We start from the raw sequence: 13,480 nt of genomic DNA on the forward strand, positions 1-13,480 counted from the left end.
GAACGCAGCTATGAGTCGAACCACCAAAATTATCATGGCCCTGCTCGCCCTGCTCATCCTGGCCGGGGGCTTTTTCGCCATGCGCCTGATGATCGCCAGCCGCCCCGAACCTCATAAGGCCGCCCGGGAGAACCCCGGCGCCCTGGTGGAGACCCTGGCGGTGACCATCGGCGAGCGCCAGGTGCTGGTGCACGGCACCGGCACCGTCCAGCCCCGCCAGCAGGTGGAGATCGCCCCGCAGGTCAGCGGCCGGGCGCTGGAGGTTTCGCCGCGCCTGGTGGCCGGTGGCTACCTGCGCCGGGGCGAGGTGCTGTTTCGCATCGAGGATGCCGACTTTCGCCTGGCGGTGGACCGCGCCAAGGCGGCCCTGGCCCGGGCCGAGTTCGAGCTGGCCACGGTGCAGGGGCAGGCGCGGGTGGCCCGCCAGGAATGGCAGCGGCTGAAGCCCGCCGAGGCGCCGGACAACCCCCTGGCCCTCTACGAGCCGCAGCTGAAAAACGCCCAGGCGTCGCTGCTTTCGGCCGGGGCGGCCCTGCAGCAGGCCGAGCTCGAGCTCGAGCGGACCCTGGTGCGCGCTCCTTTCAACGGCATCATCCGCTCCGAGTCGGTGGACACCGGTCAGTACCTGCGGGCGGGGAGCCCGGTGGCGGTTTTCGCCGGCACCGATCAGGCCGAGATCGTGGTGCCCCTGCCGCTGCACGAGCTGGGCTGGCTGCGGATCCCCCGGGCCGGTGAGGCCGGGGAGGGTTCGCCGGCAACGGTGAAGCTCGCCGCCGGCGAGCGCGTCTACCAATGGTCCGGGCGCATCGTCCGCTCGCTGGGGGATGTCGACCCCCAGGGGCGCATGGCCCGGGTGGTGGTGGCGGTGGATGATCCCCACGGCCTGCAGGGCTCCGCCCAGGAGCGTCCGCCCCTGGCCCTGGGGAGCTTCGTCGAGGTGATACTGCAGGGGCAGACCCTGGAGAACGTGGCGGTGCTGCCCTCCAGCGCCCTGCGCGACGGCGAGCAGGTCTGGTTGATGAACGACAGCCACCTCAAATTCCGTTCGGTGGAGGTGGTGCGCCGGGCCCGCTCCGAGGTGGTCATCGGTGCCGGTCTCGAACCCGGCGACCGGGTGGTGCTGACCAACGTGGCCGGCGCCGCCGAGGGGATGAAGCTGCGCCCGGCGGCCGCCGCCGGGGAGAGCCGCCCATGAACGGCCCGGTCCGCTGGATGACCCACAACCACGTGGCCGCCAACCTGCTGATGCTGGTCTTCATCGTCGGCGGGCTGATCCTCGGTCCCAAGGTCAAGCAGGAGGTGTTTCCCGAGATCTCCCTCGACCGCATCAGCATCAGCGTCCCCTATCCGGGGGCCGGCCCCGAGGAGGTCGAGGAGGGGATCCTGCTCAAGATCGAGGAGAACCTCACCGGGGTCGACGGCATCAAGCAGATCAAGTCCACCGCCGCCGAAGGGGTGGGGACGGTGATGGTCGAGGTTCGCGAGGGGCTGGACGCCGACAAGGTGCTGCAGGACGTCAAGAGCGAGGTCGACCGCATCACCACCTTCCCCCTCGACGCCGAGGAGCCGGTCATCAGCAAGCTGCTCAACCGCCGCGAGGTCATCTCGGTGGTGGTCTACGGCGAGCTGCCCGAACGCAGCCTGCGCGAGCGCGCCGAGGCCGTGCGCGACGAGCTGCTCGAGCTGCCGCAGATCACCCAGGTCGACCTCGGCGGGGTGCGCCCCTACGAGATCTCCATCGAGATCCCCGAGCAGAACCTGCGCCGCTACAACCTGACCCTCGAGCAGGTCGCCCAGCGGGTGCGGCGCGCCTCCCTCGACCTGCCCGGCGGCGAGATCAAGACCTCCGGCGGGCAGATCCTGCTGCGCACCAAGGAGCGGCGCTATCTCGGCCCCGAGTACGGCGACATCGCGGTGCTCACCAACCCCGACGGAACCGAGGTGCACCTGCGCGACATCGCCGAGGTCAGGGACAGCTTCCGCGAGACCGACGAGAAGGCCACCTTCGACGGCATGCCCGCGGCCATGGTCAAGGTGTTCCGGGTCGGCGAGCAGAAGCCGACGGAGATCTCCGACCTGGTCATCGACTACGTGGCGCAAAAGCGCGGCAGCCTCCCCCCGTCGGTGCGCCTGGCCACCTGGAACGACACCTCCGAGCTGTTCGAGAGCCGCATGAACCTGCTGCTCAAGAACGCCGCCCTCGGCCTGGTGCTGGTGCTGATCACCCTGGGGCTGTTCCTCGAGATCCGCCTGGCCCTGTGGGTCATGCTCGGCATCCCCATCTCGTTTTTCGGCACCCTGTTCCTGATGCCGGCCATCGGCGTGTCGATCAACATGATCTCCCTGTTCGCCTTCATCCTGGCGCTGGGGATCGTGGTCGACGACGCCATCGTGGTCGGCGAGAACATCTTCGAGCACCGGCAGATGGGCAAGCCGTTTCTGCAGGCGGCCATCGACGGCACCCTCGAGGTCTCGGTGCCGGTGGTCTTCGCCATCCTCACCACCCTGGCAGCCTTCTCGCCGCTGCTGTTCGTCAGCGGGCTGATGGGCAAGTTCATCTACGTGATCCCGGCGGTGGTGATCACCATCCTGGTGGTTTCGCTGGTCGAGTGCCTGTTCATCCTCCCCGCCCACCTCGCCATGGGCAAGCGGCGGCAGAGCCCCAAGGGGCTGATCGGCGCCATCGACCGGGTGCGGCTCGCCTTCGGCCGGGGCCTGGAGCGCTTCATCGCCGGCCCCTACCGGCGCACCCTGAATCTGTGCCTGCGCTGGCGCTACGTGACCATCGCCGCGGCCATCGCCGTGCTGTTTCTCTCGGTGGGGGTGATCGGCGGCGGCATCCTCAAGTTCAACTTCATGCCCGAGGTCGACGCCGACGTCATCACTGCCACCCTGCAGATGCCTCGCGGCACCCCGGTGGAGCAGACCTCCCGGGTCCAGGAGTTCATCCGTCAGAAGGCACAGGAGACGGTAGAGGAGTTCGACCGCGAGTTGCCCGAAGGGCAGAGCGTGCTGCGCCACGTCTACGCCGTGGTCGGCAGCTCCCTGGCCGAGGGGGGGCCGGGGGGCGGGGCGGAAAGCCCCTCCGGCGCGCACCTGGCGGACATGGCCATGTTCCTGACCGCCAGCGAAAAGCGCGGCATCTCCACTACCGAGATAGCCGGCGCCTGGCGCAAGAAGGTCGGCGAGATCCCCGGCATCGAGTCGCTGGTCTTCAAGTCCAACCTGGTGCGGATGGGGGCCAACATCGACATCCAGCTGGCCCACGAGGACTTCGCGGTGCTGGCCGTGGCCTCCGAGCGCATCAAGCAGGAGCTGGGCAACTACCCGGGGGTGGGCGATCTCGAGGATACCTACGCGCGGGGCAAGCGCGAGCTGAAGATCCGCCTCAAGCCCGAGGGTCGCACCCTGGGAATCACCGAGGAGGACCTCGGCCGCCAGGTGCGCGGTGCCTTCTACGGCGCCGAGGCGCTGCGCCTGCAGCGCGGGCGCAACGAGGTCAAGGTGATGGTCCGCTACCCCGAGGACGATCGACAGAGCCTCTGGGACTTCGAGGCGCTGCGCCTGCGCACCCCGCAGGGGGGCGAGGTCCCCCTGACCCGGGCGGCCTGGGTCGAGGAGGGGCGCGGCTTCTCCGAGATCAACCGCACCGACCGCAAGCGGGTGATCAACGTCACCGCCAGCGTCGACAACCGCCAGGCCAACGCCGGGGAGATCCTCGCCGAGCTCAAGGGGGGGCTGCTGGAGCAGCTGGCCCACGACTACCCGGGGCTCTCCTTCAACATGGAGGGGGAGGAGAAGGAGCGCCGCGAGTCGATGGAGAGCATGAAGACCGGCTTTATGCTGGCCCTGCTGGCGATCTTCGCCCTGCTCGCCATCCCTTTTCGCAGCTACAGCCAGCCGCTGCTGATCATGGCCGCCATCCCCTTCGGGGTGGTCGGCGCCATCGCCGGGCACCTGATCATGGGCTACAACCTGTCGATCCTCAGCATGTTCGGCATCGTCGCCCTCTCCGGGGTGGTGGTCAACGACTCGCTGCTGCTCATCGACCGCATCAACGGCAACCGCCGCGAAGGGGGCGAGGACCTCGCCCGGGCGGTGCTCGACGCCGGCCAGCGGCGCTTCCGGCCGATCCTGCTGACCTCGCTGACCACCTTCTTCGGCCTGGCGCCGATGATCCTCGAGACCAGCGTGCAGGCCCAGTTCCTGATCCCCATGGCGATCAGCCTCGGCTTCGGCATCCTCTTCGCCACCGGCATCACCCTGCTGCTGATCCCCTCGCTCTACCTGGTGCTGGAGGACGTGCGCGGGCTGTTCGGCCTGCGCCCCGCCCACGCGGATCATGCGGTGGAGATGGAGAAGGCGGAAGAAAACTGAGGGCTTTTTGGGGAGGGCAACCACCCCGGCCGCGTCCGATCCGACCGATCGGTCCGATCCGACGGATCAGTCGGATCAAAGCGGCCGGGGCTTGCAGCTTTCGATTCTTGCCAAATATTCAGTGGCGCCCGAGATCAATCAGCAGTACATTTCTCCACACCCCAACCCTCTTCCAGCGAAAGCGCCCCGCATCGTGACCACCGAAACCGCCACCGACCCCGCGCCCGACACCCGCCCCCTGCGCCAGGGGGTTTTCTTCGGCCTCGCGGCCTACCTGATCTGGGGGTTCTTCCCGGCCTACTTCAAGGCCCTGGCCCAAGTCCCGCCGCTCGAGGTGCTGGCCCACCGCATCTTCTGGTCGGCGGCCCTGCTGCTGATCCTGGTCTTCGCCATGGGCCGGCGGCAGGCGTTGGCCGCCGCCTTCGCCGACCGCGCCACCCTGCGCATCCTGACCTGTTCCACCCTGCTGATCGCCGCCAACTGGCTGATCTTCATCTACGCCGTGGCCGCGGGGCAGGTGCTGCAGTCGAGCCTGGGGTATTTCATCACCCCGCTGATCAACGTGGCTCTCGGTTTTGTGTTCCTCAAAGAGCGGCTGCGCCCCCTGCAGAATCTGAGCCTCCTTCTGGCGGTTGCGGGCGTGCTGATTCTGACCCTCTCCTACGGCCAGGTCCCCTGGATCGCCCTGGCCCTGGCCGGCTCCTTCGGCACCTACGGGCTGCTGCGCAAGACGGCCAACATCGATGCCCTGCTCGGGCTTACCGTCGAGACCTGCCTGCTTGCGCCGCTGGCGCTGGGTTATCTGCTGGTGGTCGGGGCGGGCGGGGAGGGGCGTTTTCTCGGCGCGGATTTGAGTCTCAACCTGCTGCTGCCGCTGGCGGGGGTGGTTACCTCCCTGCCGCTGCTGCTGTTCGCCGGGGCGGCCCGCAGGCTGCGGCTGGCCACCATCGGCTTTCTGCAATACATCACCCCCAGCCTCCACCTGCTGCTGGCCGTTGCCGCCTTCGGCGAAGCCTTCACCCTGGTGCACCTGGTCACCTTCGCCTGCATCTGGTCGGGGCTGGTCCTGTTCTCTCTCGACTTCTTCCGCAGCTCCCGCACGGCCAAGACGCTGCGGAGCCGGGCGGCGCGTCCCTGAGCTGGCCCTTCAGCGGATACCGCGGCGCGAATGGCCCGCTTTTTGCTCTGTTTTCCGGCAACATTCCAGGTTTTTAGGGAGGGGTCATGAACGATAAGTCGAGCAAACGCCTGGTAGGCATCCTGTTTCTGATCGGGCTTTTTCTGGCCGGCAGCGGCTGTTCCAGGTCCATTGTGGTCACCGTGCCGCCCCGGGTCGATCTGGCGGCTTTCCAGACCATCGGGGTGATCGATTTCTCCGTGACGGGCAGCCAGCCCCTTGGCCAGCAGGCCACCCAGAGCTTTCTGCAGCAGCTCCAGGCGGCCCAGCCGGGGGTGAGGGTGCTGGAGCTGGGCCCTGCGGAGAAGTTCTCCCGGGAGCTCCTGGATCCGGCAGGGTTGCGGGCGATCGGGGAAAAATACGGGGTGGATGCGCTCCTGACCGGCCAGCTGCAGGTCTCCGAGGTGAAACCGGACCTGCGGCTCTCCAGCGCCTGGAACAGCCTGAACGCCAATGCCTACGTCAACGGCGCCCTGAACGCCAAGCTGCGCGAGACCGGCCGCGGGGCCACCCTGTGGACCAACTCGGTCCACGGCAAATGGTCCGTGGCCAACATCAACCTGGCGGCCAACGGCCCGGCCAGCTTCGGCCTCAGCAATCCCGAGGAGAAATACGGCAAGATGGTGGCGGAACTCTCCCACGCCCTGTGCGCGGACTTTCGCCCCACCTATGAGAGACGGCGGATCAGCGACTAGGGTTGGAGAATCGTTTCCTGAGGCGTCTGTTTGCGGGGGGGAGGGGGCGATTTTTGTGGTGGGGGTGGGTCAATCCGCGGTGGAAAGATGATGATTCAAGACCTGGCCTCGGGCCCGTGACCCCGGGCCCGAGCCTGGTGGACAGAGCATAGAAGCGTGTTCGGCGCGCAACCGTTCTTCTCGAACCCCCCCCTTGACGACAGTACCACTATCCGGTACCATTCTTTCATTAAACGCAAGCACCAGAAAACCCTTGAGCTTATTTTCGCCCGGCCGGTCAGCGCCAACATCAAGTGGCGCGACATCGAGGCGCTGCTGGTTGAACTCGGCGCCGAAATAACCGAGCGCGAAGGTTCGCGCATAGGGGTCAGGCTGTTCGGCGACCGCCGGGTGTTTCATCGCCCGCATCCATCGCCCGACACCGACAAAGGCGCCGTTGCCGCCATCCGCGACTGGCTCAAAGAAAACGAGGTGACACCATGATGAACATGATGGAAATCGACGGTTACCGCGCCGTCATCGCCTACGACCCGGAAATCGAAATGTTTCGCGGCGAATTCGTCGGCCTGAACGGCGGCGCCGATTTTTACGCCAAAGACGCCGACGGCCTTAAAAAAGAAGGAGCCGCCTCTCTCAAGGTCTTTCTCGACATGTGCGCCGAAGACGGGGTCAACCCCAGAAAAGAATACTCCGGCAAATTCAACGTCCGCGTCCCCGGCAAGCTGCACGCCGACATCGCCCGGGCCGCCGCCGCCCACGGGAAAAGCCTCAATCAGTGGGTGGTTGAAGTCCTGGATAAAGCCGTGCACGAATGAACTGCGCCGGCCAAAGTTTCACAGGACGAGAGGAAAAAGACCTCCCGTCCCACCTTCTCGGTGGTCATCCGGGAGCAGGACACAACCTGCACCCAAGTCAGTTGGCAGGCCTGGGGTTAAGTAAGGTGTCCTCTGAATTATTGCGGAACTATCGACGGAAAAAGTGATAATTCAAGACCTGCCCCCCCCCCGCAGCTAGGGGAATTGCAATACTTGCAGGACCTTGGACAGGCAAATTGGATTTTTGACAAACCTGTCCGCTCCTACCGTTCACTACATCATGGTGAGCAGGGCAAGCCTTTAGTCAGGGCATGTTGGCGAGCAGGCGCTTCATCTCCTCCGCAGAGAATCCACGCAGGGTCTGGGTACGCACGTTGCCGAGGGAACCTGTTTTGAGCAGGGCGGTGACGGCGGCCTCTTCGGGCCCCTCCACGACAATCACGATGTCGTAATTCCCCACGGTCCAATAGGCGCTTTTGACGGTCAGCCCCAGGGATTCGGCCATGGCCTTGAAGGCCTCGAAGCGCGCCGGCGAGTCCTTGACGTTGCGAATGCCCTGGTCGGTGAAGTTGATGAGGGTGATAAACGTTGCCATGTTGTTTCTCCCCCGCAAACTTGAGCTTTGTTAGGCTGAGCCGCCCTCTCATTCCCGCACGTAGGTGTCGATGTCGGTCTCGTGGACCATCCCCATCAGGTGGGCGTATTCCGATTCGATCAGTTCGTAGTGCTCGTGGGTCGACTCGGCGTTTTTCATGAACACGGCGCTGACCCCGGGGTTCTTGATCTTGGCAGCCATCTCGCGCAGGGCTTTTTCCAGCTTCAGCTCCTTGTCCATGGCCAGCTCCAGGGCCTTGTGCTCGTTGAGCTCCTCCATCTGGGCCTTTTCCAGGTCCGAGAGCCAGTCCGAGTCCTTCTGCGGGTCGACGGCCATGAAGGCGTCGAAGTCGGGGATGTCGTCCCCCTCGTAGATGTCGTAGAACCAGCTGGCGTGTTCGGCCTCTTCGCGGGCGAGAAATTCGAAGGTCTTCCGGGCCCGTTCGTTTTTGATGTGCTTGGCGCCCAGGCGGTAGAAATCGCGGGCATTCTTTTCGGTCTGGATGGAGCGCTTGATCGCTTCTTGGATGTCGACGTTTTCAAACATGGCTACCTCTTTTCCGCTTAAGGTTTCTTTACTTACAGAAATAATGCAAAACCGGCGGCTGTCAACCGCCGGCATCCCTGCGGGATGAAAAGCAGGGACTTTTCTGGTAGTCTTTTCTGGTGCTTGGGGCCTCTGGACCAGGGCCTTCCGGAAAGGATCGCGATGAGCAAGATGGATCAGGATAAAATCAAAAAACGCCTGGAGCGGCTGGCCTGGCTGCTGGACAACTCCATCCCGATCCCGGGGTTGAACGTCCGCATCGGCCTCGATGCCCTGATCGGCCTGTTCCCCGGCTACGGCGATACCATCGGCGCGCTGGTCTCCAGCTACATCCTCTCCGAGGCCGCGCGCCTGGGCGCCCCCAAGTCGGTGCTGCTGAAGATGGCCGCCAACATCGCCCTCGATACCCTGGTCGGCGCCATCCCCCTGTTTGGGGACCTGTTCGATTTCGCCTGGAAGGCCAACCAGCGCAACGTGCTGCTGCTGGGCGACTATTTGGAAAACCCGCGCCGGGCGGTGGCCTCGAGCCGCCTGTTCGCCGGGCTGCTCGGCCTGGTGCTGGTGGCCTTCGTGGTGTTCATCGGCATGCTCGGCTTTTTGCTGATCCGCTTGCTCTGGCAGGCGGCGAGCGGCGCCTGAGAATGCGCCCGTTTAACCTGTAACTGAGAAGGAGGGTAAGTATGAAGATGCGCAAGAAGTTTCTCGACTACGAGTACGAGGAAGTGCTCGACGTTAAAACCCGCGAAATGATCCGCGTCGCCTGCGCGGTGGCGGTGGGGTGCCCCGACTGACTCACCAAGCACTTCGCGGTCGCGAAGCAGGCGGGGGCTACCGAGGCGGAGCTGAAGGAAGCCATGGCGTACGGGATGATCGCCCCTTCGGGGCGGGCGAAGAATTTTACTTTGCGGATGATGGGGGAGTTGGGGTTGGAGGATTGAGGCTCCTTCTCTCTGTCCGCGGAGGGGGAGCGCCCCCCTTGTCAAAGGGGGCTTGAGTCGTTGGATGGTTAACCGGTAGAGGTTATGGCTTTTGCATTTTTCCAGTAGCGCCGGTGTATGACCGGTAGGGGCGAACCTATGTGTTCGCCCAGGGCTCTGGGGCAACGGGGGAGGGTCTTTTCGGGCTTTTGGATTTTTCTAGCAGCGCCGGTGTTTGCAACAGCCCAGTAGACTGCCGGCGGACCTCCAGGGCGCAGAAGAGGGGCGGGCGGAGACGCGCCGGGAGTCAGATGCTCAACCGTTACCAGTCGCACCGCCACTTCGCGACCCCCATGCCAGCGCAGCGAACGTCCTTTCTTGGTTACTTCTTTGGACGAGCAAAGAAGTAACCCGGCAGCCGGCCGGGACCGGCGGTTTTGATTCTGGTTTTGGCCGTACCAGCACATCCAAAGGTCAAAACCGGCGGGACTGGCCCCGCCCTGGCCAGTTACTTTTCTAGCCTGCCCAAGAAAAGTAACCAAAAGAAGGGCACCCGGCTCCTTGCCCGCCTGCGGCGGGTACCCTACGCTGCGCAGACATTTTGCGGCCGGGCAAAAGGGCAAACACATAGGTTTGCCCCTACAAAAAATTCGCCCGGCTGATTCGCAAAACGTCCACTCCGCTCCGGCGGCGTCACACGGGGAGGGGGGCGACGGTGTTCGCCCTGGGCGATGGCCAGCATCGCCCCTGCAGCGTCGAAGCAATACGGTGGAGGAAAAAGACCCGGGGCAGGCCTGAAAAGGCCTGCCCCGTTTTTTTAGCTGTTCGCTTCCTGCGACCGGCAAGCCCTGGGCCGAAAAAGGTAGGCGGAAAGTTCCGAGAGCAGCATGCCGCTGAGCATCAGGGCGCAGCCGAGCAGGGCCCGGGGACCCAGGGTCTCGCCGAGCAGCAGCCAGCCGCCGATGGCGGCGAACACCCCCTCGAGGCTGAGCAGGATGGCGGTATGCGCCGGGTGGGCGTCGCGCTGGGCGACCACCTGCAGGGTGTAGGCGACCCCCACCGACATCAGGCCGCCGTAGAGAATCGGCACCGTCGCCTGCAGCACCGAGTCGAGGGTGATGGTTTCCAGCAGCAGGGCGGTGAGCAGGCTGAGCACCGCGCAGACCGCGAACTGGATGGCGGAGAGCTTGAGGGCGTCCATGCGCGGCGAGAGCCAGCCGATCAGCAGCACGTGCCCGGCCCAGAAAAAGGCGCCGATCAGCACCAGCACATCGCCGAAGGCCATGGTGAACTGCTCGGTGACGCTCAGCAGGTAGAGCCCGACCAGGGCCAGGGAGGCGCCGAGCCAGGTGCCGGCGCCGGGGCGCTGTTTCCAGAAAAGGCCCAGGATCGGCACCAGCACCACGTAGAGCCCGGTGATGAAGCCGGCGTTGCCGGCGGTCGTGTAGACCAGCCCGGCCTGCTGCAGGGAAGCGCCGAGGAACAGGGCGCCGCCGGCCATCAGCCCGCCGTAGAGCAGAACCTTGCCGCCTGCCGGTGCGCTGCGCCCACCCTGCCTGCCGGCCCGCCTGCTCAGGTAGATCAGCGGCAGCAGCGAGAGGCTGCCCAGGGCGAAACGGATGCCGTTGTAGGTGAAGGGGCCGATGTAATCCATGCCGACCCGCTGGGCGACGAAGGCAAAGCCCCAGATGGCCGCAGTGAGAAACAGCAGGGCATCGGCTTTCAGGCTGTTGTTCTGCATGGGTGTTCGGTTTCGCTGAGGGTTGAAGGTTGCAGGTCGGGCGCTTCCGGCGTCGGGACGGCGGCGCGCCGGCGCGGCTTTTTCAGGGCCAACACGTTGCCGGCCAGGATCAGCAGGATACCGGCAACCGCCGAAAGGCTCCAGTGGTAATTTTCGAAGAGGGTCGACAGCCCCAGGGCCACCAGGGGAAACAGCAGGGTGGTGTAGGCGGCGCGCCCGGCGCCGATGCGGCCGACCAGGGTGAGGTAGCAGCCGAAGGCGACGATGGAGCCGAACACCGCCAGATACAGCAGTGAACCGAGGTAGGCCCCGCTGAGCTCGAAACCGAACTCCCGGCCACTGACCAGCACATAGGCGAAGCTCAGCAGCGCGCCGTAGCTCATGCCGTAGGCGTTGGTCTGGACGATTGGCAAGCCATGGCGCTGGTTGCGGGCCGAGACGATGTTGCCCAGTGAGGCCATCAGCGTGGCGAGCAGGCACAGCAGCAGCCCCTGGACCCCCTGGCCGCTGAAGTCGAAGGCGCGCAGTTCGGGCCAGAAGACCAGGCCGATGCCGAAAAGCCCCAGGGCGCCGCCGACGATCACCCGCGCCTCGATGGGGGTGCCGAGCAGCAGGGCGCCGTTGACCACGTTGAGGATCACCATGGTGGAGAAGACCACCGCCACCAGGCCGCTGGCGAGGTAGAGTTCGGCGAGGTAGAACATCCAGTAGTTGATGGCGAAGAGCAGCCCCCCCTGCAGGGCGATGAACAGGTGCTCGCGGAGGCTGAAGCGCATCCGGCGCCTGCTGAGGAGGCAGAAGCCGAGCAGCAGCAGCGCCGCCAGGGCGAAGCGGTAGGCCACCGAGGCCAGCGGGTCGACGCTGCCGAGCTGGAACTTGATGGCCAGCCAGGTCGATCCCCAGATCAGCACGGTGGCGGTGTAGAAGAGGAAGTTGCTCATGGTCGGTTCCCTTCGGGAGTTGACTCTCAGGCGTTTTTTCCGGGATCCAGCAGGATCAGCTGCTGCAGCCCACCCTCACCCCGGCCCTCTCCCTGAGGGAGAGGGGGCGCAATGGGGAAGGCGGTTATTTCTTTGCCGCCGGCTGCATCGCCGCCGCCAGCCGCCCCAGGGTCGCCACCGCCCCTTCGGTGCGCTCGGACCAGAAGGCGGCGTTGACGCGGATGAAGTTGGCGTACTTGCCGCTGGCCGAAAAGATCGGGCCGGGGGCGATGGTGATCCCTTCCTTGACCGCGCGGGGGTAGAGGGCCAGGGTGTCGACGTACTCGGGCAGCTCCACCCACAGGGAAAAGCCCCCCTTGGGCCGGGTCACCCGGGTGCCGGCCGGAAAATAGCGGCCGATGGCCTCGCTCATCTGGGCGACGCGCTTGGCGTAGTCGCGGCGGATGGTGCGCAGGTGGTGTTCGTAGCCGCCGTTGGCGAGAAACTCCGCCACTGCCAGCTGGGTGGGGGAGGCCGAGGCGATGTTCAGGGTCATCTTCAGCCGCTCCACCTGGGCCCGGTAGCGCCCCGGGGCGATCCAGCCGACCCGGTAGCCGGGGGCCAGGGTCTTGGAGAAGGAGGAGCAGAGCAGCACGCCCCCCTTCTGGTCGTAGGCCTTGGCCACGCTCGGGCGCTCGCCGGCGAAGCTGAGGTCGCCGTAGATGTCGTCCTCGATCAGCGGGATGTCGCGCGCCGCCAGCAGCTCCACCAGCTCGCGCTTCCTCTCGTCGGGCATCTGCCCGCCCAGCGGGTTGTTGAAGTTGGAGATGACCATGCAGGCGTCGACCCGGGTCTGCTCCATGGCGTAGCGCAGCGCCTCCAGGCTCATCCCTTCGCCGGGGGTGGCGGGGATCTCCAGGGCGCGCAGGCCGAGGTCCTGGATCAGCTGCAGAAAGTTGTAGTAGACCGGCGACTCCACCGCCAGGGTGGCGCCGGGCCGGCAGGTGGCGCGCAGCGCCAGCAGCACCGCCTCCATGCAGCCGGTGGTGGCGATGATGTCGTCGGGGCGCAGGGCGCAGCCGGCCAGCAGCATGCGCCGGGCGATCTGCTTGCGCAGCCGCTCGTTGCCCGGCGGGATGGCGTAGCTGACCGCCTCGCCGGGGTGGCGCCGGGCGGCGGCGGAGAGCATGCGGTTGAGTTTGTCCACCGGCAGCAGCTCGGGGTTGGGGATGGCGGCGCCGAGCTGGATCAGGCGCGGGTTGAGAATGTCGCGCATGATCATCTGCACCACCTCGCTGATGCTCACTCCGGTGGGGCTGAGCTCCGGCTCCGAAATGTCCGGGTCGCCGGGGACGGCCGGCAGCCGGGGGCAGACGTAGTATCCCGACTGGGGGCGCGCCTCGAGCACCCGGCGGTCCTCCAGATAGCCGTAGGCCTCCTTGACCGTGTTGACGCTCACCTGCATCTGCCGGCTCAGGGTGCGCAGCGAGGGGACCCGCTCGCCCGGCTTGAAGGTGCCGTTCTCCACCAGAAAAACGATCCGCTGGGCCACTTCCTCGTAGAGCGGGGTCCGCCCCGAGTTATTTTCGACGATCGTGCGCATGGTCACCATCCTAGTCCTCTCTCCAGACGAATAACAGGCACAGTTCCTGCCGATTGCAGGGGGCACAGTTGCCAAAAAGTTAAACTGTGTCGGA

13 protein-coding genes are annotated in these 13,480 nt (G+C 65.7%); 8 read left to right on the plus strand and 5 right to left on the minus strand.

Annotated elements, in window-relative coordinates; genetic code table 11:
* Positions 1 to 10 precede the first annotated feature (10 nt).
* The 6 genes from DESUT3_RS03640 to DESUT3_RS03665 all read left to right on the plus strand — a co-directional run bounded on the left by DESUT3_RS03640 (position 11) and on the right by DESUT3_RS03665 (position 7,064).
* On the plus strand, positions 11 to 1,195 hold the full coding sequence (locus DESUT3_RS03640) for an efflux RND transporter periplasmic adaptor subunit (RefSeq protein ID WP_221251111.1): 1,185 nt from the start codon (positions 11 to 13) through the stop codon (positions 1,193 to 1,195).
* Positions 1,192 to 4,377: an efflux RND transporter permease subunit gene (locus DESUT3_RS03645; protein ID WP_221251112.1), complete on the plus strand. Its 3,186-nt coding sequence runs from the start codon at positions 1,192 to 1,194 to the stop codon at positions 4,375 to 4,377. The genes DESUT3_RS03640 and DESUT3_RS03645 overlap by 4 nt, the downstream gene beginning before the upstream one ends.
* 193 nt (positions 4,378 to 4,570) lie before the next feature.
* Positions 4,571 to 5,515 (plus strand): EamA family transporter RarD, encoded by a 945-nt coding sequence (rarD, locus tag DESUT3_RS03650; RefSeq protein WP_225911610.1) that lies wholly within the window; start codon positions 4,571 to 4,573, stop codon positions 5,513 to 5,515.
* A gap of 86 nt (positions 5,516 to 5,601) precedes the next feature.
* The gene (locus DESUT3_RS03655; RefSeq protein ID WP_221251114.1) at positions 5,602 to 6,249 is read left to right on the plus strand and encodes a hypothetical protein; all 648 of its coding nucleotides are present in this window, start codon (positions 5,602 to 5,604) and stop codon (positions 6,247 to 6,249) included.
* A gap of 228 nt (positions 6,250 to 6,477) precedes the next feature.
* A complete protein-coding gene (locus tag DESUT3_RS03660) occupies positions 6,478 to 6,732 on the plus strand; it encodes a type II toxin-antitoxin system HicA family toxin (protein WP_221252454.1) in 255 nt (84 codons plus the stop codon).
* The gene (locus tag DESUT3_RS03665) at positions 6,729 to 7,064 is read left to right on the plus strand and encodes a type II toxin-antitoxin system HicB family antitoxin (protein WP_221251115.1); all 336 of its coding nucleotides are present in this window, start codon (positions 6,729 to 6,731) and stop codon (positions 7,062 to 7,064) included. The genes DESUT3_RS03660 and DESUT3_RS03665 overlap by 4 nt, the downstream gene beginning before the upstream one ends.
* A gap of 304 nt (positions 7,065 to 7,368) precedes the next feature.
* Here the strand turns inward: DESUT3_RS03665 and DESUT3_RS03670 are convergent, their stop codons facing one another.
* Both DESUT3_RS03670 and DESUT3_RS03675 read right to left on the minus strand, forming a co-directional pair.
* Complete coding sequence (locus DESUT3_RS03670; RefSeq protein WP_221251116.1) at positions 7,369 to 7,659, minus strand: GYD domain-containing protein; 291 nt, start codon at positions 7,657 to 7,659, stop codon at positions 7,369 to 7,371.
* Positions 7,660 to 7,707: 48 nt separating this feature from the next.
* Positions 7,708 to 8,205: a ferritin family protein gene (locus DESUT3_RS03675; RefSeq protein WP_221251117.1), complete on the minus strand. Its 498-nt coding sequence runs from the start codon at positions 8,203 to 8,205 to the stop codon at positions 7,708 to 7,710.
* Positions 8,206 to 8,367: 162 nt separating this feature from the next.
* Between DESUT3_RS03675 and DESUT3_RS03680 the strand changes: the two genes are divergently transcribed.
* Positions 8,368 to 8,844: a DUF4112 domain-containing protein gene (locus DESUT3_RS03680; RefSeq protein WP_221251118.1), complete on the plus strand. Its 477-nt coding sequence runs from the start codon at positions 8,368 to 8,370 to the stop codon at positions 8,842 to 8,844.
* 41 nt (positions 8,845 to 8,885) lie between these two features.
* Positions 8,886 to 9,143 carry a GSU3128 family (seleno)protein gene (locus tag DESUT3_RS21095; protein WP_264082186.1) on the plus strand — a complete coding sequence of 86 codons (258 nt, stop codon included), beginning with the start codon at positions 8,886 to 8,888 and terminating at the stop codon, positions 9,141 to 9,143.
* 796 nt (positions 9,144 to 9,939) lie between these two features.
* On the opposite strand, the gene DESUT3_RS03690 is transcribed toward DESUT3_RS21095, so the two are convergent.
* The 3 genes from DESUT3_RS03690 to DESUT3_RS03700 form a co-directional block, all read right to left on the minus strand.
* The gene (locus DESUT3_RS03690; RefSeq protein ID WP_221251120.1) at positions 9,940 to 10,863 is read right to left on the minus strand and encodes a DMT family transporter; all 924 of its coding nucleotides are present in this window, start codon (positions 10,861 to 10,863) and stop codon (positions 9,940 to 9,942) included.
* Complete coding sequence (locus DESUT3_RS03695; RefSeq protein WP_221251121.1) at positions 10,845 to 11,804, minus strand: DMT family transporter; 960 nt, start codon at positions 11,802 to 11,804, stop codon at positions 10,845 to 10,847. The genes DESUT3_RS03690 and DESUT3_RS03695 overlap by 19 nt, the downstream gene beginning before the upstream one ends.
* A gap of 124 nt (positions 11,805 to 11,928) precedes the next feature.
* Positions 11,929 to 13,386 carry an aminotransferase-like domain-containing protein gene (locus tag DESUT3_RS03700; RefSeq protein WP_221251122.1) on the minus strand — a complete coding sequence of 486 codons (1,458 nt, stop codon included), beginning with the start codon at positions 13,384 to 13,386 and terminating at the stop codon, positions 11,929 to 11,931.
* Between the last annotated feature and the right edge of the window lie 94 nt (positions 13,387 to 13,480).

Origin of the sequence: Desulfuromonas versatilis (assembly GCF_019704135.1) — a bacterium.
GTDB classification, from domain to species: Bacteria; Desulfobacterota; Desulfuromonadia; order Desulfuromonadales; family NIT-T3; genus Desulfuromonas_A; species Desulfuromonas_A versatilis.